26 protein-coding genes are annotated in these 26114 nt (G+C 59.9%); 15 read left to right on the top strand and 11 right to left on the bottom strand.

All coding sequences use genetic code 11. The features are described from left to right. Nucleotides 1-17 precede the first annotated feature (17 nt). The 3 genes from EJA71_RS12735 to EJA71_RS12725 are packed head-to-tail and all read right to left on the bottom strand — an operon-like array spanning nucleotide 18 to nucleotide 3088. Nucleotides 18-1121, bottom strand: a complete 1104-nt coding sequence (locus EJA71_RS12735) for an extracellular solute-binding protein (protein WP_158957298.1) — start codon at nucleotides 1119-1121, stop codon at nucleotides 18-20. Nucleotide 1122: 1 nt separating this feature from the next. After that, a complete protein-coding gene (gene aguB, locus EJA71_RS12730; RefSeq protein ID WP_158957296.1) occupies nucleotides 1123-2031 on the bottom strand; it encodes an N-carbamoylputrescine amidase in 909 nt (302 codons plus the stop codon). Nucleotides 2032-2035: 4 nt separating this feature from the next. After that, complete coding sequence (locus EJA71_RS12725) at nucleotides 2036-3088, bottom strand: agmatine/peptidylarginine deiminase (RefSeq protein ID WP_158957294.1); 1053 nt, start codon at nucleotides 3086-3088, stop codon at nucleotides 2036-2038. Between the two features lie 111 nt (nucleotides 3089-3199). On the opposite strand from EJA71_RS12725, the gene EJA71_RS12720 reads away from it, so the two are divergent. Continuing rightward, nucleotides 3200-4108 (top strand): LysR substrate-binding domain-containing protein, encoded by a 909-nt coding sequence (locus EJA71_RS12720; RefSeq protein WP_158957292.1) that lies wholly within the window; start codon nucleotides 3200-3202, stop codon nucleotides 4106-4108. On the opposite strand, the gene EJA71_RS12715 is transcribed toward EJA71_RS12720, so the two are convergent. Both EJA71_RS12715 and EJA71_RS12710 read right to left on the bottom strand, forming a co-directional pair. After that, the gene (locus tag EJA71_RS12715) at nucleotides 4057-5217 is read right to left on the bottom strand and encodes a radical SAM/SPASM domain-containing protein (protein WP_158957290.1); all 1161 of its coding nucleotides are present in this window, start codon (nucleotides 5215-5217) and stop codon (nucleotides 4057-4059) included. The two genes, EJA71_RS12720 and EJA71_RS12715, sit on opposite strands and share 52 nt — an antisense overlap. A gap of 121 nt (nucleotides 5218-5338) precedes the next feature. Continuing rightward, entirely contained in the window at nucleotides 5339-6235 is an 897-nt protein-coding gene (locus EJA71_RS12710; protein ID WP_158957288.1) for a LysR family transcriptional regulator, read from the bottom strand. A 116-nt stretch (nucleotides 6236-6351) separates the two neighbouring features. Between EJA71_RS12710 and EJA71_RS12705 the strand changes: the two genes are divergently transcribed. Continuing rightward, nucleotides 6352-6753 carry a RidA family protein gene (locus tag EJA71_RS12705; protein WP_158957286.1) on the top strand — a complete coding sequence of 134 codons (402 nt, stop codon included), beginning with the start codon at nucleotides 6352-6354 and terminating at the stop codon, nucleotides 6751-6753. Nucleotides 6754-6770: 17 nt separating this feature from the next. On the opposite strand, the gene EJA71_RS12700 is transcribed toward EJA71_RS12705, so the two are convergent. Then, a complete protein-coding gene (locus tag EJA71_RS12700) occupies nucleotides 6771-8327 on the bottom strand; it encodes a diguanylate cyclase (RefSeq protein WP_158957284.1) in 1557 nt (518 codons plus the stop codon). 352 nt (nucleotides 8328-8679) lie between these two features. On the opposite strand from EJA71_RS12700, the gene EJA71_RS12695 reads away from it, so the two are divergent. The 6 genes from EJA71_RS12695 (at nucleotide 8680) to EJA71_RS12670 (ending at nucleotide 14105) form a co-directional block, all read left to right on the top strand. Beyond that, entirely contained in the window at nucleotides 8680-9543 is an 864-nt protein-coding gene (locus EJA71_RS12695) for a putative selenate ABC transporter substrate-binding protein (protein ID WP_158957282.1), read from the top strand. Next, nucleotides 9540-10337 (top strand): phosphonate ABC transporter ATP-binding protein, encoded by a 798-nt coding sequence (locus tag EJA71_RS12690; RefSeq protein WP_158957280.1) that lies wholly within the window; start codon nucleotides 9540-9542, stop codon nucleotides 10335-10337. Before EJA71_RS12695 ends, EJA71_RS12690 begins: the two co-directional genes overlap by 4 nt. Further along, a complete protein-coding gene (locus EJA71_RS12685) occupies nucleotides 10331-11155 on the top strand; it encodes an ABC transporter permease (protein ID WP_158957278.1) in 825 nt (274 codons plus the stop codon). The genes EJA71_RS12690 and EJA71_RS12685 overlap by 7 nt, the downstream gene beginning before the upstream one ends. Next, complete coding sequence (gene phnE, locus EJA71_RS12680; protein WP_158957276.1) at nucleotides 11152-11919, top strand: phosphonate ABC transporter, permease protein PhnE; 768 nt, start codon at nucleotides 11152-11154, stop codon at nucleotides 11917-11919. Before EJA71_RS12685 ends, phnE begins: the two co-directional genes overlap by 4 nt. Nucleotides 11920-12098: 179 nt before the next feature. Then, nucleotides 12099-13778: an MFS transporter gene (locus EJA71_RS12675; protein WP_158957274.1), complete on the top strand. Its 1680-nt coding sequence runs from the start codon at nucleotides 12099-12101 to the stop codon at nucleotides 13776-13778. Between the two features lie 108 nt (nucleotides 13779-13886). Beyond that, on the top strand, nucleotides 13887-14105 hold the full coding sequence (locus EJA71_RS12670; RefSeq protein WP_158957474.1) for a hypothetical protein: 219 nt from the start codon (nucleotides 13887-13889) through the stop codon (nucleotides 14103-14105). A 53-nt stretch (nucleotides 14106-14158) separates the two neighbouring features. Here EJA71_RS12670 and EJA71_RS12665 read toward each other — a convergent pair whose 3' ends face one another. After that, nucleotides 14159-14875 carry a DUF72 domain-containing protein gene (locus EJA71_RS12665; RefSeq protein WP_158957272.1) on the bottom strand — a complete coding sequence of 239 codons (717 nt, stop codon included), beginning with the start codon at nucleotides 14873-14875 and terminating at the stop codon, nucleotides 14159-14161. A 112-nt stretch (nucleotides 14876-14987) separates the two neighbouring features. Next, nucleotides 14988-16775 (bottom strand): thiamine pyrophosphate-requiring protein, encoded by a 1788-nt coding sequence (locus EJA71_RS12660; protein ID WP_158957270.1) that lies wholly within the window; start codon nucleotides 16773-16775, stop codon nucleotides 14988-14990. Between the two features lie 240 nt (nucleotides 16776-17015). Between EJA71_RS12660 and EJA71_RS12655 the strand changes: the two genes are divergently transcribed. Continuing rightward, nucleotides 17016-17522, top strand: coding sequence for a cupin (locus EJA71_RS12655; protein WP_158957268.1), 507 nt, complete (start codon nucleotides 17016-17018; stop codon nucleotides 17520-17522). Between the two features lie 3 nt (nucleotides 17523-17525). Here the strand turns inward: EJA71_RS12655 and EJA71_RS12650 are convergent, their stop codons facing one another. Continuing rightward, nucleotides 17526-17798 carry a DUF2798 domain-containing protein gene (locus tag EJA71_RS12650; RefSeq protein ID WP_158957266.1) on the bottom strand — a complete coding sequence of 91 codons (273 nt, stop codon included), beginning with the start codon at nucleotides 17796-17798 and terminating at the stop codon, nucleotides 17526-17528. Between the two features lie 126 nt (nucleotides 17799-17924). Between EJA71_RS12650 and EJA71_RS12645 the strand changes: the two genes are divergently transcribed. From EJA71_RS12645 to EJA71_RS12625, 5 genes are all read left to right on the top strand, one after another. After that, entirely contained in the window at nucleotides 17925-18875 is a 951-nt protein-coding gene (locus tag EJA71_RS12645; protein ID WP_158957264.1) for a LysR family transcriptional regulator, read from the top strand. A gap of 38 nt (nucleotides 18876-18913) precedes the next feature. Beyond that, complete coding sequence (locus EJA71_RS12640) at nucleotides 18914-19366, top strand: hypothetical protein (protein ID WP_158957262.1); 453 nt, start codon at nucleotides 18914-18916, stop codon at nucleotides 19364-19366. A 72-nt stretch (nucleotides 19367-19438) separates the two neighbouring features. After that, the gene (gene yghU, locus EJA71_RS12635) at nucleotides 19439-20278 is read left to right on the top strand and encodes a glutathione-dependent disulfide-bond oxidoreductase (RefSeq protein WP_158957260.1); all 840 of its coding nucleotides are present in this window, start codon (nucleotides 19439-19441) and stop codon (nucleotides 20276-20278) included. Nucleotides 20279-20580: 302 nt separating this feature from the next. Further along, nucleotides 20581-22734: a TonB-dependent siderophore receptor gene (locus EJA71_RS12630; RefSeq protein WP_158957258.1), complete on the top strand. Its 2154-nt coding sequence runs from the start codon at nucleotides 20581-20583 to the stop codon at nucleotides 22732-22734. Nucleotides 22735-22877: 143 nt separating this feature from the next. Then, a complete protein-coding gene (locus EJA71_RS12625) occupies nucleotides 22878-24071 on the top strand; it encodes a GAF domain-containing sensor histidine kinase (protein ID WP_158957256.1) in 1194 nt (397 codons plus the stop codon). A 533-nt stretch (nucleotides 24072-24604) separates the two neighbouring features. On the opposite strand, the gene EJA71_RS12620 is transcribed toward EJA71_RS12625, so the two are convergent. Together EJA71_RS12620 and EJA71_RS12615 are read right to left on the bottom strand one after the other, a co-directional pair. Next, nucleotides 24605-24946, bottom strand: a complete 342-nt coding sequence (locus tag EJA71_RS12620; protein ID WP_158957254.1) for a hypothetical protein — start codon at nucleotides 24944-24946, stop codon at nucleotides 24605-24607. Between the two features lie 85 nt (nucleotides 24947-25031). After that, on the bottom strand, nucleotides 25032-25676 hold the full coding sequence (locus tag EJA71_RS12615; RefSeq protein ID WP_158957252.1) for an ATPase: 645 nt from the start codon (nucleotides 25674-25676) through the stop codon (nucleotides 25032-25034). Between the two features lie 169 nt (nucleotides 25677-25845). Between EJA71_RS12615 and EJA71_RS12610 the strand changes: the two genes are divergently transcribed. Continuing rightward, nucleotides 25846-26094: a hypothetical protein gene (locus EJA71_RS12610; RefSeq protein ID WP_158957250.1), complete on the top strand. Its 249-nt coding sequence runs from the start codon at nucleotides 25846-25848 to the stop codon at nucleotides 26092-26094. Nucleotides 26095-26114 lie beyond the last annotated feature (20 nt).

The raw sequence follows: 26114 nt of genomic DNA, 5'->3' as shown, positions 1-26114 counted from the left end.
CGAATGCCGACCGTGAATCATTTGCCAGTGGCGGTCTTGAATTTGGTCCAGGTCCGCATGCGTGCGCGCATGTCGGCCTGGGGAATATCCTTGCCCGCAATCAATCGAGCATAGGTCGCCTCGTCGAGGTAGATATCCGGGTTGTCGCGCATGCTTGCATCGACGTTCGCCCGCGCCTTGGCATTGGAAGTCGGGTAGCCGGTGAAATTGCTGATCGCCGCCATGTTCGCCGGGCGCATGACGAAGTTGATGAATGCATAGGCGTATTCCGGGTGTTTGGCGTCGACGGGAATGGCCATGGTGTCCATCCACACCGTGGTGCCTTCGCGGGGCACCCGATACTGAAACTTCGTGTGCTTACCGGCACTGTCCGAGGTGCGCTGGGCCTGGGTCATGTCGCCGCTGTAACCCAACGACAGGCACAGGTTGCCGTTGACCAGATCAGTCACCGGTTGCGACTGGAACTTGCGGATGTACGGACGCAGTTTCATCAGCAATTCACTGGCGGCGGCGAGATCCTCGGCTTTGCCGCTGCGCGGATCGCGACCGAGGTAATTGAGTACCACCGCCAAGGCCTCATCCGGCGAGTCGATCATCGAGATGCCGCAATCGGCAAACTTCGCCGCCAGCTCCGGTTTGAACAGCATGTCGAGGCTGTTGACCGGTGCATCGGCCATGCGTTGTTTGATCTGCTCTTCGTTGTAGGTCAGGCCGATGGTGCCCCAGGTATAAGGCACCGTGGCTTTGCTGGAGTGCTCGTAATGGCCGCGCAGCTTCTGCAAACCGGGTTCGATGTCGGCCAGTTCGGTCAACTGCGATTGATCCAGCGGCATCAGGCTGCCGGCGCGCATCAAGCGCTCGGCGACGGTGTCACCGGGGAAAATCAGGTCGTAACCGCTGCCGCCGGAAAGCATTTTGGCTTCAAGGGTTTCGCTGCCGTCCATGACGTCGTAGATCACCTTGATTCCGGTTTCGGCGGTGAAGCGGCTCAGCGTGTCTTCGGCAAAATAGTCGGCCCAATTGTACAGTCGCAGGGTTTTGTCTTCGGCGTGCAGTGACGGTATCAAGCAGATCAGCGCCAGGCCGATCGCGCCGCGCAAGCGTTTGTGATGGGTAGCCATGTCAAACCCCTTGGGTGTTCCAGCGTGCATGAAGGTGGCGACCGTCCTGACTCAACAGCGGGCCGTACATGTCCGGACGACGATCGCGATAGATGCCCCAGCTCAAACGCTCTTCGCGCATGGCCGTCAGATCGAGGCTGTGCAGCAAAACACCGCTGCTGTCGCGGTCAGCGGTGGCGAGCAATTGGCCCTTGTGATCGCTGATGAACGACGAGCCGTAGAAGCTCATTTGCAGACTCGAATCGGTGGTCGCGGTTTCTCGACCGACGCGGTTCGACGCCACCACGGGCAGCAGATTGGCCGCTGCGTGACCGCGCATGGTCATCTGCCAGTGATCGCGAGAATCCAGCGCCGCGCAGCCCGGCTCCGAGCCGATGGCGGTTGGATACAGCAGCACTTCGGCGCCCATCAAGGCCAGGCAGCGCGCGGTTTCCGGGAACCACTGATCCCAGCAGATACCCACGCCGAGACGGCCGAACGCGGTGTCCCAGACTTTGAAACCGGTGTCGCCGGGGCTGAAATATTCCTTCTCCTGATAGCCGATGGCGTTGGGGATGTGCGTCTTGCGGTACACGCCCAACAGACGCCCGTCGGCATCGGCCACGCTCAGCGAATTGAAGTACGCGTTGCCGGCCTTTTCGAACCAGCTCAGTGGCAACACCACGCCCAGTTCACGGGCCAGCGCGGCGAAGCGCGCGAGCACACGGCTGTCGCGATATTCCTCGGCCAACGCCATGTGTTTGTGGCTTTGCTCGATGCAGAAGTACGGCGTGGCGAACAGCTCCTGCAACAGGATCACTTGCGCGCCCTGCTGCGCCGCTTCGCGCACGAGCTGCTCGGCGCGATCAAGGTTGCCCGGCAGATCCCAGGTGCACGGCATCTGCGTAGCGGCGATGGTCAAAATCGTCATGGCTTCAACCTCTCACCGGCCAGGCAGGCTGCTGTTGCGTGATGCAATGCACCCCTCCGCCGCCGTGCGCCAGATGATTGATGCGCACCGGCACCACTTCGCGGTCGGGGAAGGTCTGCTCCAGGACTTTGGCGGCGACGTTGTCAGCCTCGATGCCATACGCTGGCATGATGATCGCGCCGTTGGCGATGTAGAAATTGGTGTACGAGGCGCAGAACACTTCGGCTTCGGTGTCGACGGCGTCGGTGGCTTCGAACAGTTCGATCAGCTCGAATTTGCGCCCGCTGGCGTCGGTGGCCAGTTCCAGTGCGCGGCGATTTTCGCGCGCCACTTCGGCGTACACCGACGAATGATCGTGGGTGGCGTCCACTAGCAACACGCCGGGACGGGCGAAGGCACAGACGCCATCGACGTGGCCGTCAGTCATGTCACCGGTGACGTAATCCGGATCGCCCGGCAGCCAGATGGTTTTCTTCACGCCGAGCAAACGACTGAAGATTTCTTCCATCTCGGCTTTGCCGATGCCGGGGTTGCGATTGGGGTTGAGCAGCACCGATTCGGTAGTGATCAGCGTGCCTTCGCCGTCAACGTGAATCGCCCCGCCCTCGTTGCTCAGCGGCGTGCCGAAGCATTCCAGGCCGAGGTGATTGAGCGCACGGCGCGCCAGGCTTTCATCCAGATCATGGGCCGACTTGCCGCCCCAGGCGTTGAAGCGCCAGCTCACACCGGCCAAACCCTTTTGCGGATGGCAGACAAAGGTCGGGCCGGAGTCGCGGCACCAACTGTCATTCACGGCCAGGGCAATCAGCTCGATGTTCGGCCCGCACAGGGCTTTGGCGCTGGCGATGGCCGATGGGTCGACCACCAGTTTCACCGGTTCGAAACGGGCGATGGCGTTGGCGACTCGAGCGAAATCTTCCTGTACCTGCGCCAAGGTCACGCGCCATCCCGACTCCCACAAGGTTTTGTTGTGCGGCCAGACCATCCACGTCGCGGCATGGGTCACCCACTCTGCCGGCATCATCCAGGCGCTGTTTTTATTGTCGGTGTGCTGCATGATAAGCCTCGTCAGTTAAGCCGTTGTGTTCAATGCGCTTATGCTACGAGCCCTGAAAACGGCAGACAAACGATGGATTTTGCGGATAACTGATTAGAGGAGCTTATCGATATGCTTAAACACTGGCCGCCGCTCAGCTCACTGCGCGGCTTTGAAGCCGCCGCCCGCCTCGGCAGTTTTCACAAGGCGGCGCAAGAGTTGAGCCTCACGCAATCGGCGATCAGTCAGCAGATCCGCAGCCTTGAAGCGTATCTGGAGCAACCGCTGTTTTTCCGCAGTGGGCGCAGCGTGACCCTCACCGATGCCGGCCACGATTTGCTCAGCACCACGCAAGCAATGCTGCAGCAACTGGCCGTGGGGATTCGGCGTTTAGGCCAGTATCAGAAGCCCAATCAACTGGTGCTCAACACCACACCGGCGTTCGCCCGCCACTGGTTGCTGCCGCGACTGGCGGACTTTCGCGCGCAACATCCGGACGTTGATCTGTGGATCTACAGCACCGATGAAGTGCCGGACATGGCCACGCAAACCATCGACATCGCCGTGCGTGACGACATCAGTTCCCAGGCCGAATGCAGCTTCAAAGTGCTGCATGCCGATCGTCTGTATCCCGCGTGCCACCCGAGGGTTTCAGCCTTGCCGGCAGCACAGCGCACCACCTTGCATGGTGAGCGGGAAATGGATTGGAGCCATTGGGCAGTCGAAGCCGGAATCGACGTCGGTCAGCAGGATCAGGGCCTGAATTTCTCTGATCCCGGCCTGCTGCTCGACGCTGCGTGTTCCGGGCTTGGCATTGCGCTGGTCAGTCAATTGCTCAGCCGTCAGGCGCGGGCTGACGGCGTGTTGCAAGCGCTGGTGGAGGACACCATCCGCGGGCCGAACTGGGCGTTGCTGACCCATCGCGACAGTGAGCATGATCCGCTGGCGAAAAGCTTTACCGCTTGGTTGTCAGCCAATCTGAGTCCTGATCAAACCACCGAGAACACGCCAGCGCCCAATCTTCCCTCCAGTCGACCGTGAAGCACGTAGTGCTGGTAACCACTTGAGAATTCACCGGTGGACACTGCGCGCCTCACATCCTCGTTCAATCGGAAATACTGGGCCTCGTCGAAGTTTTCAGCACTGACTTCGCCCGTACGCCCCAGTAACTCGCTGTCCACGGCAAATCCCATGCTGCTGAGATTCTCGAAGTCAATGATGCGATTGACTGCATGTCGCTCCAGCACCCCTTGGTTGGGGAACATCGAGTAGATATGCATGCCCTTCTTGGCGCAGCGGCTGCACATGTCGACGCAGTTTTTCTGCGTGTTTTTACGCTGCATCAGTTCCGCAACCGGCATATCGAGGTACTTGCCGACCTGATATTCGCTCTGATTGAAGATCGTGCAGCACAAGATCGTGTTGCCGTTACAGTCGATCACCAGCCAGTCATCTTTGAGCAGGCAATCTTGCTGAGGGTACTGCTGGGCGACATTGACAATATCGTCATAGGGCGGCAGAGCCAGTCTTTTCAAGGTTTCATAATCGGTATCGGTGACTGAAGGGTCGCGCTCGATAATCGCCAGGGTTTTCTCCAGCGGCATCATCACCGAATAACCGGTGGTGAACTTGAAGCCGAGGCGCTCGCTGAACTCACGCATCAGCGCTTCCTCTTCGATGTTATCGAGGTAGCGGTGATAGTAGACGTCGACACGGGTATTCAAACCCAGTCGCTGCTTGATCTCGTGCAGCGCAATCATGTTCTGTTTTACAACTTCGATATCACCGCCTACATGGCCCTTTTTGTAGGTTTCCTGATAGAAGCCTGACAGCGAAATACGGAAATAACCCGGCTCGGCCAACAAGGCCTTTTCCATATTCTTGGCAAGATTGAGGTTGGTACTGATACCGCTGCCCATACCGGCGGCGTTGATGATCTCGATGAATTCGCCAATTTTCGGGTGAACCAAAGGCTCAGTCCAGTTGTACAGATAGATCGTCTTGACCCCTTCTGTGCGGGCCTTTTCGACGATCTGTTTGAACATGTCGATCTGCATGGCTTTTTTGAAGTTGAGATTTTCCGAGTTGCCCATTGGGCAAGAGGGGCAGCTCAGGTTACAGGCGCCGACAATATCGATGTACATATTCATTGCAAGGGAAGCTCCTGGGTTCGAAAGTCATGCATCTCATCACTGCACGCTTTCAAGTCGCCGCTCGAGTTGGTTTTTTGACGGCATTACCGCGCTGGGAAGCAATAAGCGCACCACCTTTCTAATGCGACATCAACTCCACTACCCAATCAATAAACACTCGCAACTTCAGACTGACGTGCCGATTCGGTGGATACGCGACGTAGAGCGGCATCGACTCCAGTTGCCAGCCTTCGAACAGCGGCACCAGCTCGCCGACTGCTTCGTGGGCGGCGGACATGTATTTGGGCAGCCACAGCACGCCCATACCGGCCAGACCCGCCGCCAAATAGGCGTTACCGTCGTCAACCGCCAGCACGTGACGACCTTTTATCTGCAGATTTTCCGTGGCGTTGTGCAAGGTGTAAGGCAGCGGTTTGCCGGTGCGCGCCCAAAGGAACCCGACCACTCGATGATGAGAATCTTCGAGTTCTCGTGGATGCACAGGTATTCCGGCGCGAGCCAGATACGCCGGTGCGGCAAACACGCCCAACGGCAGATCAGCGACCTTGCGCGCCATCAACGATTGATCGAGTAATTCACCGCCACGCACTACGCAATCGACGTTCTCATCAATGATGTCGACGATGCGATCGCTGACGCCCATGTCGATCTGGATGTGCGGATAGCGCGCGTGAAAGTCGGGCAATGCGGGAATCAGGATCAGCCGCGCCAACGGGCTCGGCACGTCGACCCGCAATCGGCCAGCGGGCACCGCCGCCGCACCGGGCAGGCTGGTTTCGGCTTCGTCTAGGTCTGCCAGCAACTTGATCACGCGCTCGTAGTAAGCGGCACCGTCAGCCGTGACGTTGACCTTGCGCGTGGTGCGGTTGAGCAACTTCACGCGCAAGCGCGCTTCCAGTTGCTGCACCAACTGGGTCACGGTGGTTTTGCTCATGTGCAGGGTTTCCGCCGCTTTGGTGAAGCTTCCCGCCTCGACCACCCGCGCGAAGGCCTGCATTGCATCGAATCGGTCCAATGTTCGCGCCTCGATTGTTTGGGATTCACAAACAGTGAGCGCCAAGCTTGCGCGTTTATCACTCGCCTGCAAATACCTACAGTGACTCCATCAACTCAACTGAAGGAGACACTCCCATGACTCAGCGCGATGTTGTTTTTCCACCCGCCCGCCGCACCTTGTACGAGCGCCATCGTTACTCGCCGGCCATCCGCTCCAACGGTTTTCTGTTTGTCTCCGGGCAAGTCGGCAGCACCGAGGACGGCACGCCCGAGCCGGACCTGAAAAATCAGGTGCGTCAGGCCTTCACCAACCTCAATGCAATCCTTGAGGAAGCCGGAGGCAGCTTCGACGACGTGGTCGATGTCACCGTGTTCATCGTTGACCCACAGTCGAAATTCGAAACGATCTGGGATGTCGTGCTGACGGAATTCTGGGGCGATGCACCGCACCCGACCGTGACCGCTGTTGGCGTGACGTGGCTGTATGGGTTTGATTTCGAGATCAAGGTGATTGCCAGGTTGCCCGACGCGGCCTGACAGAGCGATTCGGCCATTCATACCACCCTGTTGCGCCCGTTTTGTTTGGCGGCATAGAGCCGCTCGTCCGCGAGTTTCAAGACGCTTGCCGCTGTCGCAGCGTCCGCATCGCGACACGCCACACCGATGGACATCGTCAACCTTCCCACCTGCGGCACCTCGGTTTCCTCGAGGTGCGCGCGGATTCTCTGTGCGATCAATCGCGCGGTCTCCAGAGAGGCGTCAGGAAGAATCAGCGCGAACTCTTCGCCACCGGAACGGCACGCAAGATCGCCCGAACGCGAGTTCTGTTTGAGGATGTCGGCAACGCTTTTCAGGGCAACGTCGCCAGCGTCATGTCCAAAGGTGTCGTTGACGCGTTTGAAATGATCGATGTCCAGCGCCAGCACCGCATACCCCTGCCCGGCCTGATCCAGCAACTCCAGAGATGCAGCCATGGCGCGCCGATTGGCCAGGCCTGTGAGGGGATCACTTTGCGCTTCATGGCTAAGCTGGCCAAGTTTCTGTTGCAGCAACTGCACACCAGCCAGCATCGCCTGGCGGATCGCGGCGGCGTCGCGGTACCAGGCATGCACCCGATCCAACCGCTGCGTGGTGTCAGGGGCTGACAGCTGGTCGGCTACCGCCGACAACTGCCGCAGCGGCCGAGCAATCAGCGTCGCTACAACGAGGATCAGCGCGAGGCCGAACAGGCCCGCTGGCACCATCCCGACGACCATGTCGCGCATCAGTTGCCCCAACGGGGCAAGGCTGCGCTCGCGAGGTCGCTGCACCACCACCGCCCAATTGGCATCCGGCACCCGGGCGTAACCGGCGAGCATCGGCACGCCTTTGTAGTTGTCACCCTGCAAGGTTCCGCTCTCACCGCGCAAAGCGGCGTCTACCGTAAGGCTCCAGCCCAGGACTTCGCCGATCCGCTTCGCGTCCGGGTGATACAACAGCCGCCGGTTGCCATCGGCCACGAACGCGAACGTGCCATCGTGGTGAAAGTGGCGACTGATAATGGTGTGAAAAGCGCTTTGCTCAAGCAAATAGACAGAGCCGCCGACGATCCCGAGAAATGTGCCTGAGGAGCTGAATACCGGTTGCGAAACGAACACCACCAGGTTCCCTGCCGAGGACACATACACCTCACTGACCAGGGGCCGGCGCTCCTTGAGCGCTTGCTGAATACCCTGCGATTGCAGTGTGGCACCGACAATCTGCAGGCTTTGCGGATACGCCTGAAGGACTTGACCGCTGGCATCCAGAATCGCCACCGAGTTGAAGTCGGTATCCTGCGCCTGCAGGCGCGTGGCTTCCCTGCGCAACGCCTCAGGCTCCCCCCAATGTTCGGCCAGCACGGTCGCGCTGTAACTCAAATGATTGTGCGCCGCCCCCAGAAACTCGGCGATGCTGGACGCGACTTTCGCCGCGTAGGCAGCGTTAGCCTCCAGCGCCGAGTGAATCAGGGCCTCGCGCTGCACGCGATAGGCGACATAAAGGCTGTTGCACAGGGTCGCCACGACCGATAACAGTACAAACAGTAGTATCAGTCCGCGCAGGTCGATCGGCATCGGCCGGGAACGCTTCATCCCGTCACCCGTAGCGCGGATTTCCACTTCCGGACAATTAATGATCTGAGTAACGCTTGATCCATGAACGAAACTTCTGGTGATGGGCGGGACACAGTGAGTGGGTGCTGCCACGTTGAGAGTGTCATGGAGAATAGGCAGAGACCTTGCCTTTGTCACAGCACGGAATACCGCAGTAACAGTTTCTTTGCGCTCGTCAAAAGCTGCATCCCCCATAATCGCGCCGCCCTCTTCTCGATGGCGCTGGCCTTTGCGCGTGTGAATACGTATAACCTCGCCGATTCGTCTACCCTGAGTTTGCGCCTCACCCCGTCATTTCAGCTCTATCGACGCCCCTGAAACGGAGATTTCCATGTTCAAACGAACCCTGGCACTGACCGCCGGCCTGGCCCTGTCTTTTTCTGCACTGGCTGCACAAGCCGCCGACGTACTGCGCGTCAGCGCGATTCCCGATGAAGCCCCGACCGAACTGCTGCGCAAGTTCGAACCGCTGGGTGCTTATCTGGAGCAGCAACTAGGCATGAAAGTGCAGTTCGTCCCGGTGGCCGATTATCCGGCGGTGGTAGAAGCACTGGCGACCGATCGCCTCGACATGGCTTGGCTCGGTGGCTTCACCTTCGTGCAGGCGCGTTTGAAAACCGACGCCACCACCCCAGTGATCCCGCTGGTACAGCGTGAGCAGGATGCGCAGTTCACCAGCAAATTCATCACCGCTGACCCGAACGTGCATAGCCTCGCCGACCTCAAAGGCAAGACCTTCGCCTTCGGTTCCGTCTCGTCGACGTCGGGCAGTTTGATGCCGCGCTATTTCATGCTGAAGAACGACAACATCAAGCCTGAAGCCTATTTCAGCCGTGTCGCCTATTCCGGCGCCCACGACGCCACCGTCGCTTGGGTGCAGGCCGGCAAAGTTGACGCCGGTGTGCTCAACGCCAGCGTCTGGCAGAAACTGGTCGACGCCGGCAAGGTCGACACAAACAAGGTCAAAGTCTTCGCCACCACCCCGACCTATTTCGATTACAACTGGACCGTGCGCGGCACCCTTGATCCGGCGCTCGCGGCGAAGATCAAAAAAGCCTTCCTCGCTCTCGACCCGGCCAACCCTGAGCAGAAGAAGATTCTCGATCTGCAGGCCGCCAGCCGGTTCATCGACACCAAGCCTGAAAATTACAAGGGCATCGAGGAAGCCGCCCGCGCCGCCGAACTGCTGAAATGACCCTGAGCCTCAACCAGGGCGGCTTGCGCCACGCCAATGGAGTCGACGCCCTGCGCGGTGTCGACTTGCAGATCGGCGCTGGCGAACAGGTCGCGATCATTGGCCCGTCCGGGGCCGGCAAATCGAGTCTGCTCAACCTGCTGGCCACCGCGTTGCGGCCCAGCAGCGGTGAAATTGAAGTGCTCGGTGAACGCGCCTGGCACTTGTCCGCCCGCCAACGCCAACGCCTGCGTGCGCGTATCGGCCTGGTGCATCAGGCACCGCCCATTCCACCGCGCCAGCGCGTGGTCACGGCGGTGCTGGCCGGCATGCTCGGCCAGTGGAGTCTGGGTAAAAGTCTGTTGAACCTGCTGCATCCGCTGGATGTCGCTGGTGCCCGTGCGGCGTTGGCGCGACTGGATCTGGGCGACAAACTGTTCGCCCATTGCCAGCAACTGTCCGGCGGCCAACTGCAACGTGTCGGCATCGCCCGCGTGCTGTATCAGGCGCCGGAGATTCTCTTGGCCGATGAGCCCGTGTCGGCGATGGACCCGGTCATGGCCGGGCACACGTTGTCGATCCTCTCCAGACATGCCCGTGAGCACAACGTCACCCTGGTGGCGAGCCTGCACGCGGTGGATCTGGCGTTGTCGCACTTTCCCCGAGTCATCGGTTTGCGTGACGGGCAGATTCTCTTCGACAGCCCGTCCGGGCAAGTCAGCCCCGAGATGCTCGACGCGCTGTACGCCAACGAAAAACTGCAATCGCCGACCGCTGCGGTAGCGCCCCTGACTGTGCAGATTCCACGATGCTGAAGGCCGATTCACGGGATCCGGCGGCGTGGCCTCGCCTGGTTCTGACGCTGCTGGCCATTGCCTTGCTGTGGCCGGGCATTCAGCTCAGTGAACTGAATCTGGGCGTGCTGTTGCCGGGTAGTCAGAACGAAATGGGCCGCTTTGTTGCGCAGTTCTGGCCGCCAGCGCATGACGAAGCGTTTCTGCAAATACTGCTCAAAGCCACCCTGCAAACCCTGGCGATTGCCACGGCGGGGATGGCTTTGGCGTTGTTGTTGGCCGTGCCGGCCAGCCTGATCGCCAGCCGCGCCCTGTCGCTGTCCGCCGCCTCGCGCGGCGGCGTGCCCAGCCGTTTCGGGCGTCTGCTGCGCTGGCCGGTTCGCGGTGTGTTGATTTTCCTGCGCAGCGTGCCGGAAATCGTCTGGGCGCTGCTGTTTGTACGAGCGGTCGGCCTCGGCCCGGCGGCGGGTGTGCTGGCCATTGCCATCACTTACAGCGGCATGCTCGGCAAGGTCTACGCAGAGATCTTCGAATCCACCAATCAACGCCCGACGCACGCGCTGTTGCAGGCCGGCAGTGGTCGGCTGGCGGCATTTGCCTACGGCACGCTGCCCAATGTCGGCGCGGAACTGCTTTCCTACACGGTGTATCGCTGGGAATGTGCGATCCGTGCTTCAGTGGTGATGGGGTTTGTCGGTGCCGGGGGCTTGGGGCAGCAAATCGATTTGTCGATCCGTATGTTTGCGGGCGGTGAAGTCGCCAGCATGTTGCTGACGTTTCTGCTGCTGGTGCTCGGCGCCGATCAACTCAGCCGTTTGCTGCGCTGGAGGCTGACATGAATCGCCTGATCAACCTGCTGCTGATCGGCGCCATCGCGGTCGCCGTCGTCGCCTCGTTCACGTATCTGGGCCTGGACCTGGAAGAACTGGGCAGCACCAACAGCCTCAAGCAGATGGGCGCGTACATACAGCGCTTTCTCAGCCCGGACTTGAGCGCTGACTACCTCAAAGCCATCGTCCACGGCTCGATGGAAACCCTGGCGATGTCGGCCCTCGGCACCTTGCTCGCGGCCATGGCCGGCATCCTGATCGCCTTGCCGGCCGCCGGACGTTTCGGCTGGCCGCTGCAAAGCGTTTCGCGGTTGCTGCTGAACGCCTTGCGGGCCATTCCGGAACTGGTCTGGGCGGCATTGATGGTGCTCGCCGCCGGCCTTGGCCCCAACGCGGGCACACTCGCCCTCGCCTTGCACACCACCGGCGTGCTCGGTCGACTGTTCGCCGAAGCGCTGGAAAACACTCCGCCGCAACCGGCGGAAGCCATTCGTTTGCAGGGCGGCAATCCGCTCCTGGCCTTCTGCTACGGCACCTTGCCGAACCTCGCGCCGCAGTTGCTCGCGTACATCCTGTACCGCTGGGAAAACAACATCCGCATGGCCAGTGTGCTGGGGTTTGTCGGTGCCGGCGGGCTCGGGCAGATGCTCTATGTCAGCCTCAGCCTGTTTCAGGAGGCGCAGGCCAGCACGGTGATCCTGGCGATGCTGGTGTTGGTGTTCATGGTCGACTGGTTGAGTGCTTGGAGCCGGCAGCGTTGGGTCAAGGCGTAGGCGTCAGTGGATATCTGGCAAAAGCTGATTATGCTCAAGGAAACCTCGCAGAGCGGCGAGGCAGTCAGACTGTGCAAGCTTCACGCGGAAACGATGACGGCATCTGCCACAAGGCCAGAGTGCGGTAAGCAGTAATGGGGGACTCCGGCCTACAACAATAAGCACGACGGAGAACACCCATGGCCACAATCGACACAGCTTCGACCGGCAGTCCACCGCGCAGCGGCGGCATCACCAAGGAGGAGCGCAAGGTCATCTTCGCCTCCTCGCTCGGCACGGTTTTCGAGTGGTACGACTTTTACCTGTACGGCTCACTGGCGGCGATCATCGCCAAACACTTCTTTGCCGGCGTCAACGAAACCACCGCGTTCATCTTTGCCTTGCTGGCATTTGCCGCCGGTTTCGCGGTGCGGCCATTCGGCGCGATTGTGTTTGGCCGCCTCGGTGACATGATCGGGCGCAAGCACACCTTTCTTATCACTATCGTCATCATGGGCGTCTCGACAGCCATCGTCGGTTTGTTGCCGGGATACGCGACCATCGGCGTCGCGGCACCGGTGATTCTGATCACGCTGCGCCTGTTGCAAGGGCTGGCGCTGGGCGGTGAGTACGGCGGCGCGGCAACCTACGTCGCCGAACATGCGCCCCGCAACAGACGCGGTTTCTTCACCTCGTGGATTCAAACCACGGCGACCCTCGGCCTGTTCCTCTCGCTGCTGGTGATCCTCGCCTGCCGTACTGCGCTGGGCACTGAAGCGTTCGAAGCCTGGGGCTGGCGGATTCCGTTTCTGCTGTCGATCCTGCTGCTGATCGTGTCGGTGTACATCCGCCTGCAACTGAGCGAGTCGCCGGTGTTCCAGAAAATGAAGGACGAAGGCAAGGCGTCGAAGGCGCCGTTGACCGAATCCTTCGCCCGCTGGGACAACCTCAAAGTGGTGATCATGTCGTTGCTTGGCGGTACAGCCGGGCAAGCGGTGGTCTGGTACACCGGGCAGTTCTATGCGCTGTTTTTCCTGTTGCAGACGCTGAAGATCGACCCGCAAACCGCCAACCTGTTGATCGCCGGTTCGCTGCTGATCGGCACACCGTTCTTCGTGATTTTCGGCAGCCTGTCTGATCGGATCGGGCGCAAGCCGATCATCATGGTCGGCTGCATTCTGGCGGCGCTGACCTACTTCCCGATCTTTCATGCGCTGACCCAGTACGGCAACCCTGACGTGTTCATCGCTCAGGAGAAAAACCCGGTCAAAGTGATCGCCAACCCCGACCAATGCTCGTTCCAGTTCGATCCGGTGGGCAAGGCCAAATTCACCAGTTCCTGTGACCTGGCGAAAACCTTGCTGGCAAAACGGGCGATCCCTTATGAAAACGTGATCGCCGAACCGGGCACCGTCGCGCAAGTGCGCATTGGCGACAAAGTCGTCGAGAGTTTTGAAGGCAGTGCGTTGCCGGCAGCCGACTTCAAGACGCGCAACGACGCCTTTACCGCCACCCTGGGCAGCGCGCTCAAGGAGGCCGGTTATCCGGAGAAAGCCGACCCGGCGAAAACCAACTACCCGATGGTGTTGCTCCTGCTGACCATCCTGGTGATTTACGTGACCATGGTGTACGGGCCCATTGCCGCGTGGCTGGTCGAACTGTTCCCGACGCGTATCCGCTATACCTCGATGTCGCTGCCGTATCACATTGGCAACGGCTGGTTTGGCGGGTTCCTGCCGACGGTGGCATTTGCCATGGTCGCGGCTACCGGAGATATCTATTACGGGCTGTGGTACCCGATCGTCATCGCGGTAATGACGGCGATACTCGGCACGTTCTTCCTGCCGGAAACCAAGGATCGCGACATTCTTAAAGACTGAAAATCCGTGGCAGCCAGTCTGCTGGCGATGGCGGTGGTGGCATCGCAAAAATATCGAACGCCTGACGTGGCGTTGCCTCCAATGTTTACAACCCTGGAGATCAACGCCATGAACCGCAACGACGATAAAACCCCGAATGCCCCACCCACCGACGCGTCCGGCAAGCCAGTGAACGTCGTCGAGCGCGATCTGGAAGACCGCGACGATGACACCAAAGGCGTGGACGAAGTCATCACGCCCTCTTCCACCCGCGTTAAAGAGCAGGATGCCGAAGAGTTGCAGCGCAAGGTCGATGAGATCGAGCGCAAGGTCGCGGATGGCAACTGATCGGATCTTCGAGTGGATTTCCTCTCTCAGACGATCCGATGCCTGAAAGACTGCTAACCCGACAACAGTGCCGCCAGTGTCAACGCGTTACCAAGCGCCGCGCCACTGGCGGTGTTGTCGAAAATGCACCAGGTCGACGTTCCTTGCCTATCGGCGGCCTGCAATGCGCTGGCGAGATGCTGCAAATAAGTGTCCTCGTAGGCACTGTGGTAAATGCGCGGTGACCCGTGCAGCCGCCAATATCGGGTTTTCTGCCATCCCATCGGCGCTGCGTCACTGCTGATACGCGTCGGGTCTACGGCTACCTGAGCGACTCGATCAGCCAACAGCAATGATTCAGCGTTCACCCACGACTCATGACGAGGCTCCAGCACTACTGCGCCATCGAAACGCTGACGCAGTGCGCTGAAAAAAGTCTCTGCCTGCACCGCCTCAAATATCAGCGACGGCGGCAATTGCAGCAGCAAACAGCCCAACCGGTTACCCAAACCGCTGCATTGCGCCAGGAACTCATCGAGCGCCGCCTCGCAGTCGACTAAACGACGTTCATGGCTGATCTGCTTGGGCATCTTCACCGAAAAACGAAATTCGTCCGGCACCGAATCCGCCCAACGTTCATAGGTCGAGCGGCGATGCGGGCGGTAGAACGAACTGTTGATTTCCACACAATTGAGCCGCGCCGCATATCGCTGCAGGTGCGTGCCCTCCGCCGGAAATGCCGGCCAGTGTTCACGCCCAAGACTCCAGCCGGCACACCCAACGAAAATCAAACATCACCTCCGAAGCTCCACTCCCCTGTTGGAGCTGCCGCAGCCCGCGATCTTTTGATCTTATAAACAACGTCAAAAGATCGCAGCCTGCGGCAGCTCCTACAGGAGGACGTTATTTTTTGCCGGGGAGAACTGAGCTGAGGACTTGCTTGGCGGTTTGCACCAGAATGCCCGCCTCGTCCGGATCGCCCTTGAGCAACGTCGTGGCAAATTTCTTCGCCTGCTCAAGTTTGATGTGCGGCGGTAGCGGCGCTACGTTCGGGTCGGTCTTGAACTCGATCAGCACCGGCACTTCGCTCGCCAGGGCCTGTTCCCAAGCGGCGGCGACGTCCTCTTCGCGATCAACGAAAATCCCTTTCAGGCCAATGGAAATCGCAAACAAGTGATACGGCACATCCGGGATGCTCTGCGAAGCCTCGAACTTCGGATCGCCCTCCATCACCCGCTGCTCCCACGTCACCTGGTTGAGATCCTCGTTGTTGAACACCGCACAGATCCATTTCGGGCTCTGCCATTGCCGCCAGTATTTGGCGACGGTGATCAGCTCGGCCATGTTGTTCATCTGCATCGCCCCGTCACCGACCAGCGCAATCACCGCGCGTTCGGGATAGGCAAATTTCGCCGCAATCGCATACGGCACCGCAGCGCCCATGGACGCCAGTCCACCGGACAGCGAGCACTTCATGCCGCGACGGATCTTCAGGTCGCGGGCATACCAGTTGGCACAGGAGCCGGAGTCGCTGGTGATGATCGCCTCATCCGGGACCCGCGGTGACAGCTCGTACACCACCCGTTGCGGATTGACCGGATCTGCTTTGGCCATCGCGCGTTTTTCCAGGGTTTTTTCCCAGCTGCCGCGCCAGCCCTCGACCTTCTTGCGCCACTTGCCCGAGGTTTTCTGTTCGAGCAACGGCAGCAACGCCGCAAGGGTTTCGGCCGAGTCACCGACCAGATTGACTTCCATCGGATAGCGCAGGCTGAGCATGTCCGGCTGCAAATCGATCTGCACGCCGCGCGCCTGACCTTCTTTTGGCAGGAATTCGGAGTATGGAAAACCCGAACCAATCATCAGCAAGGTGTCGCATTCGCTCATCAGTTTGTAGCTGGGCTCGGTGCCCAGCAGGCCGATGCTGCCGGTGACCCACGGCAGATCATCCGGCACGACGGCTTTGCCGAGCAGCGCTTTGGCGACACCAGCACCGAGTTTTTCAGCGATGGCGATGACCTCGTCGGTCGCCTCCAAGGCACCGGCGCCGACCAGGATCGCAACCTTCTCGCCGGCGTTCAGAACATCCGCCGCACGCTGCAGATCCGCTTCGTAGGGCAGCACTTTCGGTTTGCTGTAGCCGACACCGGAATGCGCGGTGCCGTGGGCACGGGCCGGCGCCTGATATTCGAGATCTTGCAGATCATTGGGCAGAATCAGCGCGGTCACGCGGCGTTCGCCCACGGCCGTGCGCACCGCCCGATCAAGCAGATGCCGCACCTGCGAAGGCGCCGAAGCCTGTTGCACGAATGCGCCGGCGACGTCCTTGAACATCGACACCAGATCAAGCTCTTGCTGGTAGTGGCTGCCCAACGCGGTGCGCGCCTGCTGGCCGACGATGGCCAGTACCGGCATGTGGTCCATTCGTGCGTCATACAACCCGGTAATCAGGTGAGACGCGCCGGGCCCGGACGTGGCGATGCACACGCCCAACTCGCCAGTGAATTTGGCGTGGGCAGAGGCCATGAACGCGGCCATTTCCTCGTGCCGCGCCTGAACGAATTCGATCTTGCCTTTGGCTCGAGCGAGCGCCCCGAATACGCCGTTGATGCCGTCGCCCGGATAACCAAAAATCCGCGTGACGCCCCATTGGCTGAGCCGCTCAACCAGAAAATCTCCTACTGTCGTTGTCATCTCGATCCTCGTCTTTTCGCTGGTGTAACGGTCTGGACAGCCTGGCTAACGACGAAGTTTCGATTGATTTGCCCCACCCGCAGCGAATCGCCTTCTATCAGATGGTTGATGAGTTTTTCTGAGGCGGATGCCGGCCTTTGTTGTCCACCGTGGCAAGACTGGAATGCGATCCCCTGCGGGTGCGAGCTTGCTCGCGAAGCCGTCAGCTCAGTCACGACACATCCGGACAAGGAGAACAACATGCCCCTCCCCGTACAAACCTTGCAGCTTGAGCGTAACAATTGGGTGCCGAATAACCCGCAGTTGCCGGTACTGATTTATCCGCAGGCGATTGCCATCGAGGGCAGTGATCCTGCGGCCCTGTTCGAGCAGACCTTCAGCGCCAACGGCTGGCCGCCGCAGTGGCGCTACCACGTCTACGACTTTCATCACTTCCACACCCAGGGCCATGAAGTGCTTGGGGTCGCGTGCGGGAATGCACGGCTGGTGCTCGGCGGGCCCGATGGGCATGTGCTGGACGTCAGCGCTGGCGATGTGTTGCTGCTGCCCGTTGGCACCGGCCATTGCAGCCTCGGTTCCAGTGATGACTTTCTCGTGGTGGGCGCCTATCCGCCAGGCCAGCACGGCGATATTTGCAGTGAAGCACCGACCCCGGCGCAACTGGCGAATATCGCGCAATTGCCGCTACCCAAGCAGGATCCGGTGCAAGGCGTGCACGGAGCGTTGCAGCAATATTGGCTTGAGTGATCGTCAACGCGGCGGATGCACCGTCAACGCCACCAGTTTGATCACGATCGGCCGAACGACCAGGATGCAGAGAAATGCCACGGGCATCGCCAGTTTGTAGGCATGCAAGGCATTGCTCAGGTAATTGTTATCAATGCCGGCATTGGCAGCGGTAATGACCAGCGACATCAGGAACGCCATGATCGTCGCCATGTATAGAGCAAACACGTAGGGCGTAGCGCGATGCGACAGCCTGCGGCGGCGGATATAAACAGCTTCGGCAGCACGTTGATCCATAGGAATTTTCCATCCATTTGACAGGGAGCGGGCACCTTAACAAGGCCGATTAGCGCCCACTAGACGGTCATCGGTTGCTGCTTTATAAAGCACAACTTACGAATCAAACGTGATGGGCGAGCCTGGATGAACCTGTTGGCGGCGATTGCCAGTTTTATCAAAGTGGTCGAGTCAGGCTCCATCGTCGGCGCGGCCAAGCGCTTGGGTGTCAGTGCTGCGGCGGTCAGCCAGACGCTCAACCGCCTCGAAACCCACCTCGGCGTGCGCCTGCTGCAACGCACCACGCGCAGTCTGGCGCTGACGGAAAACGGCGCGGTGTATTACGAAAAGGTCCGGCGCATCGCGCAGGACCTGGAGTCGGCGCAAAGCGCGATCAGCAGCGATGAAACCGAGCTGCAAGGCCGTTTGAGCATTGCGTCCACTGCTGCATTCGGTCGACACGTGCTGGCCCCGCTGATTGCCGGGTTCGCCGCGCAACATCCACGTCTGCTCATAGAACTCTCGACCACCGACAACAAAATCAATCACATTCAGGATCGCATCGACCTCAGCCTGCGCATCAAGCCGCAACTGGAAGACGGCATCGTTGCGCGCAAGATTGCCTCCCTGCCCTTCATCCTCTGCGCCGCCCCGGTGTACCTGGAGCGCGCCGGTTGGCCGCAATCTCCTGACGATCTGCAACAGCACGCGTGCCTGGCTTTTCGCTACCCGCTGGACGGGCGATTTCTGCGCTGGGGGTTTATCCGCGACGGGCAGCGCTACGACGCCGACATCAATGCCACGGCGATCAGCGATGACATTGATGCGCTGGCACACATGGCCGTGAACGGAATGGGGATCACGCGTCTGGCCGAATTTGTGGCAGCGCCTTTTATCCAGCGAGGTCAATTAGTGCCGCTGTTCGAGCCAGACAGCGCGGGAACAGAGCCCATGGAGATTTACGCCTGTGTGCAGGAACGCGCGGCGATGACAACGAAAGTCAGAGCCTTTGTCGATTATCTGACGGCGTATCTGGCCGGACGCTGGCCATTGGGCGACGCATCGGCCACGGGGATTCGAGGCAATCTGCTTAACTGACCGATTGCAGCGGTAACGTTCAATCTCGGAGGTCAGCCATGAACATTCGAAACCCGGTCACGGCGCTAATGGTTTCGCTCAGCCTGTTCGGCTGCGCGTCCTCGTCGCATCCCGGTGCCAGCGTCACGCTCAACGCCACCCGGCAAAATCCCGGGCAGATCGGCAATGTCACGCTGGCCGACTGGGGCAAGGACACCGGTTTCAGTTTCTTTATCAGCGGCGCGCCGAGTGGGGCCTCGCTACCCTTGCGTCTTTACGCGTTCGTCAATCAAGGCCGGTGTCAGCAGCCTGGGCCGGTGGCTTACGCGATGAACGATAAAGTCACCACAGAGCGCCAGCCTGTGCGCGGCTGGGCGTTCTCCAGAAGTGCGCCGGTGGCGTTGTCGACCTTACTCGCCGGTGAGTATTCGGTGGTGGTGCGCACGGCGGCAACCGATGGCAGCGTGGATATTTTCTGCGGGGATATTCCGCCGGCCAGCAATCCCAAGTAAGCCTGGCATGCGCGGGGATTTTTCCTTACGGTGGCTGTCTATTCTCAGCCTGCCAACGATGAGGTCCGTTTCATGAGCAAAGCGTCTTACGTTCCGCCCAAGGTCTGGAAAAACACCGCCGCGTCCGGCGGTCAGTTCGCCAATATCAACCGCCCGACTGCCGGCCCGACCCATGACAAGGTCTTGCCGGTCGGCAAGCAGCCGTTGCAGCTCTACTCGCTGGCCACGCCGAACGGCGTGAAAGTGACGATTCTGCTGGAAGAGTTGCTCGCACTCGGCCACAGCGAGGCCGAATACGATGCGTGGCTGATCCGCATTGGCGAGGGCGATCAGTTCTCCAGCGGGTTTGTCGAGATCAATCCGAACTCGAAGATTCCGGCATTGCTGGATCGCAGCGTCGAACCGCCGATTCGCGTGTTCGAGTCCGGCTCGATCCTGCTGTATCTGGCCGAGAAGTTCGGCGCATTCCTGCCCAAAGATCCGGCCGGACGTACCGAAACCTTGAATTGGTTGTTCTGGCAAATGGGCGCAGCGCCTTACCTGGGCGGCGGCTTCGGGCACTTCTACGCGTATGCACCGGAGAAACTGGAATATCCGATCAACCGCTTCACCATGGAAGCCAAGCGGCAACTGGATGTGCTGGATCGGCGTCTGGCCGAAAGTCGTTATCTGGCCGGCGACGAATACTCCATCGCCGACATCGCGGTGTGGCCGTGGTATGGGCAACTGGTGCGCAACAACGTGTATTCAGCGGCCGAGTTTCTGGCGGCGGACGAATACACCCATTTGCAGCGTTGGGCCGAAGAGATCGCCAATCGCCCGGCGGTCATTCGCGGGCAGCGCGTCAACCGCACATGGGGCGATGAAGAGAGTCAGGTGCCGGAGCGACATTCGGCTGACGATTTGAACTGAAACTGCTTTCCAACACGTCCATTTTTCATCAGCAGTGAGGCCGGTTGAAAGCCCTTTTGACCGGTCGCTGCTGAGCTTCGTCCCGCCTCCGCACCTCTTGAGTCTTCCCGCGCTAACACTGAACAGCCGTGGTTTCCATGCACGGCTTTCGGCCGCACGACGCGCCCACAAATGTGAAAAATTCGTTAACTAACTGACTCGTATGCCTTTCTTCATGTAACTGAATCTGACATGCTAATGCGAATACTTCTTACATGCATACGCATCAGATTCGTTTTAGTAATCCTTGGGGAAGCAGATTGATGTCGTTTCACACCATTCACCGCCGTTCGCACCTCTCGCCTAACCTGCTGGCACTCGCCATTTGCATGGCCGGCGCCACACCTGTTTTGGCCGAAGATACCGCGCCTGCCACGCTAGAACTCGGCGCCACCGAGATTGGCGCCACGCAAATGAGCAGCACCACCGAAGGCACGGACTCCTACACCACGGGCCCGATGCAGACGGCGACCAAATTGCCGCTGACCATGCGCGAAACGCCTCAAGCGGTGACGGTGATTACCCGTCAGCGCATGGACGATCAGAACATGACCAGCATCAATGACGTGGTGCGGGCGACGCCGGGGTTGTTCCTCAGTCAGTCCAGCGGCCCGGGCCGGCAGACTTACAGCGCTCGCGGTTTCGACATCGACAACATCATGTACGACGGCCTGCCAAGCACCTACTCGCCCTTCACCATGGCCGTGCAGCCAAACCTGGCGATGTTCGACCGTGTCGAAGTGGTACGTGGCGCGACCGGCCTGGTCACCGGCGCCGGCAACCCTTCGGCGGCGATCAACATGGTGCGCAAACGCCCGACGGCCACGCCGCAAGTAACCCTCACCGGTGCGGCCGGCAGCTGGGATGATTACCGCGGCGAGCTCGACGCCTCTGGCCCGCTGAACGACAGCGGCACCTTGCGTGGCCGCATCGTCGGCTCCTATCAAGGCGCTGACAGTTTCCGCGACAAGGAACAGAACGATCACGGCCTGTTCTACGCCATCGGTGAAGCCGATCTGAGCGAAAGCACCACCGCGACCCTCGGTTTCTCCCGTCAAAACGAACAGACCAACTATTTCTGGGGTGGCTTGCCGATCGGCACCGACGGCCATCACCTCGACCTGCCCCGCTCCACCTACCCGGGCACGGATTGGGAAAACAAGAAGCTGCAGATCGACACCGTGTTCGGTGAAGTCGAGCACCGCTTCGACAACGACTGGAAACTGCACGTCGCCGGCACGTCCTCAACCCTCAACGGCGAATTCTCCGGCACCTACCTGTCGCGTTACGCCGGCCCGCTGGAAACCACCGCTTATCAGTCGCACAACACCGATAAGCAAACCGCGTTCGATGCCTTTGCCAGCGGCCCGTTCGAAGCGTTCGGCCGCACCCACGAACTGGTAGTCGGTGCCAGCAACCGGGCTTACGATGCGACCTCCAAGGAATACAACCCGTACACCACGGCCTGGCCGATCGGCGCGCCGAAACCTGACTTCGTGCGTGACGGCAAGACCCGCAGCGTCACCACCCAGGACGCCTTCTACCTGACCACTCGCTTGAGCCTGAGCGATCCACTGACCCTGATCCTCGGCAGCCGCCTCGACTGGTACGACTACGATGACCGCAGCGGCGATGGCGACTACAAGGTCACGCGCAACCTGACCCGTTACGCCGGCCTGATCTACAAGCTCGACGATCACCACTCGGTCTACGCCAGCTACACCGATATTTTCACCCCGCAAACCCAGAAAGATCTGTCCGGCAAACTGCTGGAGCCGATCGTCGGTGAAAACTACGAGGTCGGCATCAAGGGCGAATACTTCGACGGCGCGCTCAACGGCAGTGTGGCGGTGTTCCAGATCGACCAGACCAACCGCGCCACCCTTGCGGACAATCAGTTCGGCTGCCCGGTCATGACCTGCTACCAGGGTTCCGGCAAAGTCCGCAGCCAGGGTCTGGACGTCGAACTGCAAGGTGCGCTGACCGAAAACTGGCAAGTCGGCGCCGGCTACACCTACACCCGCGCCCACTACATCAAGGACGAAAACCCGGACAACAACAATCAGCGTTTCGACACCGACACGCCTGAGCATCTGTTCAAGGTTTCGACCATGTACCGGCTGCAAGGCCCACTGGAGAAATTCCGCGTCGGCGGCAACGTCTACTGGCAAAGCCGCATGTACAACGACATCACCCTGGCCAATGGCGGCAACTACCGTCTAGAACAGGGCGGTTATGCGGTCACCGACCTGATGGCCGGTTATGAGGTCAACAAACACCTGGACCTGCAGGTCAACGCCAACAACATCTTCGACCGTGAGTACTACTCGTCCATCGGCTCCGACGTGACCTGGGGCTCGACCGACAACTACGGCAATCCGCGCAGTTACATGCTGACGGCCAAGTACAAGTTCTGAATGGGTGAGCCGTCATCCGCACAGCGCAAATGACCATCACTGCAGAGGGCGCCCACGGGCGCCCTCTTTTTTTGCCTCAGTGCATTAGTCATGTCCGCTATTTACCGATAGTCTCTGACGACATCATCGCGAAGCGCCGTCTCATGACCTCTGCAGATTTTTCATCCGACATCGAAGCCATCCACCGCATTGACGCCGTGCCAGTGATCCTCAGCATGGTCAAACACCTGACCGGCATGCGCTTTGCGGCGGTGGCGCGGGTTACCGACCGAAACTGGGTGGCCTGTGCGGTCGACGACTCCATCAATTTCGGCCTCGAACCCGGCGGCGAACTGGTGCTCGAATCGACCATTTGTCATGAAATTCGCCAGCACCAGCAACCGGTCATTTTTGGCCACGCCAGCGCCCACCCGATCTTCTCCCGGCACCACACGCCGAAAACCTATGGCCTTGAAAGCTACATCTCCATTCCCATCATCAAGGCCAATGGCGACTTTTTCGGCACGCTGTGCGCCATCGACTCGGTCCCGGCCAACCTCGACGAACCGGCCATCGCCAAGACCCTGACCCTGTTCGCCCAACTGATCGCGATGAGCCTCGACACACAAAGCCGTCTCGAAGCGGCCACCCTCCAGTTGAACAACGCCAACGAACTCGGCCGGCTACGCGAACAGTTCATCGCCGTGCTCGGGCACGACTTGCGCACTCCGTTGAGCGCTGTGCGCATGAGCGCAGATCTGCTGGAAACCAAAACCGAAGACCAGCGCTCGCTCAAGCTGATTTCGGCGATTCGCAACAGTTCTGTACGCATGGGTGTGCTGATCGAAAACATCCTCGATTTCGCTCGGGGACGTCTGGGTGGCGGGATTCCGGTGCAGCGCAAACTGGTCGATGACTTGCAGCAAACGCTGCAACTGACCCTCGAAGAAGTGCAGGCCTCACATCCTCGCGCCACGTTCAACCATGCCCTCGATGTTCCAGCGGGCATCTATTGCGATGCCTTGCGCATCAGCCAATTGCTCTCCAACCTGCTGGGCAATGCGGTAACCCACGGCTCGGCCGGTACACCGATCACGCTCAAGGCCTATGCAGAAAACGACGAAATCGTGATTTCCCTGACCAACCAGGGCTCGCCGATACCGCCATCATTGATGCCACTGCTGTTCGAACCGTTCTCCCGAGCCGAAGCCGGGCAGCGTTGCGAAGGCCTGGGGTTGGGGCTCTACATCGCCGCGCAGATCGTCTCTGCGCACAACGGCAGCTTAAACGTGACGTCGAATGCCGAAACGGGAACCTGCTTTATCGCGAGATTCCCGGCCCGGTTCAAATGGGTATAAGCCGTCTGCCAAAGCACCGTCAGCCCCTAAATCGCTCACCACCTCAAAAACGCCGCCCCCCGCCACCCGCCCCTAACCACTCAAAACAATGAGCGCAAGCTCGAGTACCGCTCTTGATCTTGCCGTACCGGCCCCATCGGAAGGCTGAGTGGAGGGATTGATCCGGGCGTGGGAGCGCAGCGACCGTTCGACGAAGTCGAACACATCGAGAGGAGGTGCAGCGAAGCAAACCGTAGGCGATGCGCCCGGATCGATCCCGGAACGAAGGAACCCGAGCCACAGCGAGGGCCGAACGCAGGGGCCCAGACCTTTGGTTCCTTTGGGGCGTTTGCCAAAGGGACTCGCCGTAAGGGCGAAACCGCCACCCGCAACACCCAAAGAAACGGATATACCCCCCAAACCCCAAGAACCTGGTCGGCCCAAAGGCCGCCAAGACAAAAAAAAACCCCACGACCAATCAAGATCGCAGGGCAAAAAATTGGTCGGTTGCGGCCAACCAAAGGAGCTCTTTCAAATACGCATACAGGGCCAGATCAGATGCAATCCTGAGCCGCCCGCTCAAAACTCGACGGCAAATAATTGCTCGCCAACAAATGCCGCTCATAAAGGAACACCTTGCCCCCCGTGCCCGCCTTATAAGCCTCCAGAATGTTGTCCGCCGAAATCTTGCTCGGCACCACAATCCGATAACTGCGCTGAGTCTGCGAAACCGTCGGATTCAGCGCACTGCCCTGCAACTTCGGCACCACGCATTCAGCGTATTGCGCAGGAGTCTTGCTGGTCTGCAAGGTCAGGGTCGGGTTGTTCGGCGCAGAAGCGCAACCACTCAACAACAAGACAGCGGCGGCCACGGCAGGCACGAAGAAAAGACGCATAGGGGTAATCCTGAAAATAAAGGTTCGGTTCAACTGGCAACGGTTCAGCCTCACGGAGCCGCCGTTGCCATTTATGTTTTAAGAGTCAGCTCGACGCCACCAACGCCTTCAGCGACACATCGAATTGCTTCAGCGCGTTAAGTTGCAGGTCTCGCTGCTTGTCGATTTGCGCGGCAACTGCCGGCGCCGACTGGTTATGCACCCACACCGACGGCAACTGTTTTTCCACCGCGCCTTCGGCCTTGCCGATGTATTGCAGATCGGCGTCGTAAAACCGCGCAGTAAAACGCGCTTCCACCAGACTGTTGCGCTGCGTCAGCAGGCGGTTGAAGGTGTCGAGTTTGACCACAACGTCTGGATGCGCCTGAACCAGTGCATCGAGGTTGTCGTAGACGGTCACCGACAAGAACTGCTGCTGCAGCGAACTCACCAACCAGTCGATGGCCAGTTCCGGATCGGAGCTGCCGACAAACGCCTGGCGGATTCGCGAATCCAGCGCATCTTGCGCACCGTTTGCCGCCATGTCGTGATAGCGCTCCAGGTATTGCAGGTTGTCCAGCGTGTTCTCGCTGAGCAACACGCCAACCGTTTGCGAATGTTGTAACGTGGTGCTGCTCGCGGCGATGGCGGGAAGATGACAGGACCCGGCGTCGCCAGCGAACGCTGGAGCAGTGGTCAGTGCTGCGCCCGTCAACAGGGCGACCAAAGCCAGTCGGGTCAGAGTCTTCATCGCGCATATTCCTTGAGCGGCGTATTCGATGGAGGCGATTTTCCGCCGATTGCCGACAAAGCAGAACTTGCGTTTCGTGATGGTCACTATTACTTCTAGCAATAGTTGCGTGTCGTGCAGACTGATACACACTCAATACAACTAGAAAAACAGCAATGAGGATGCTTCCTTGAGAACATTTGACCTGATTCGCGACGCCGTTTTGCCAGACTTTCGTGAGCGTGTGGCCGAATACCTGGTCCAGTACGAAAGCGTTCTAATGGACAAGAATGCCGCCGACCCGCAACTCATCCAGGACACCGCCAATCAATTGCGCGGTTATTTGCGCGGCTTGAACACCACCCGCGTGCTGGGCATGGCGTATTGGGAAGAACTTGACCGGCGCGTCGTCGACACCTGGCTCACGCCGTCGTCCTGACCGCTCGGCGCGGTGGTTTG

It is taken from the genome of Pseudomonas sp. PB106, assembly GCF_009764645.1.
Taxonomy (GTDB): domain Bacteria; phylum Pseudomonadota; class Gammaproteobacteria; order Pseudomonadales; family Pseudomonadaceae; genus Aquipseudomonas.
The sequence above is the reverse complement of the archived record's forward strand: the minus strand, read 5'-3'. Positions and strand labels throughout refer to the sequence as shown.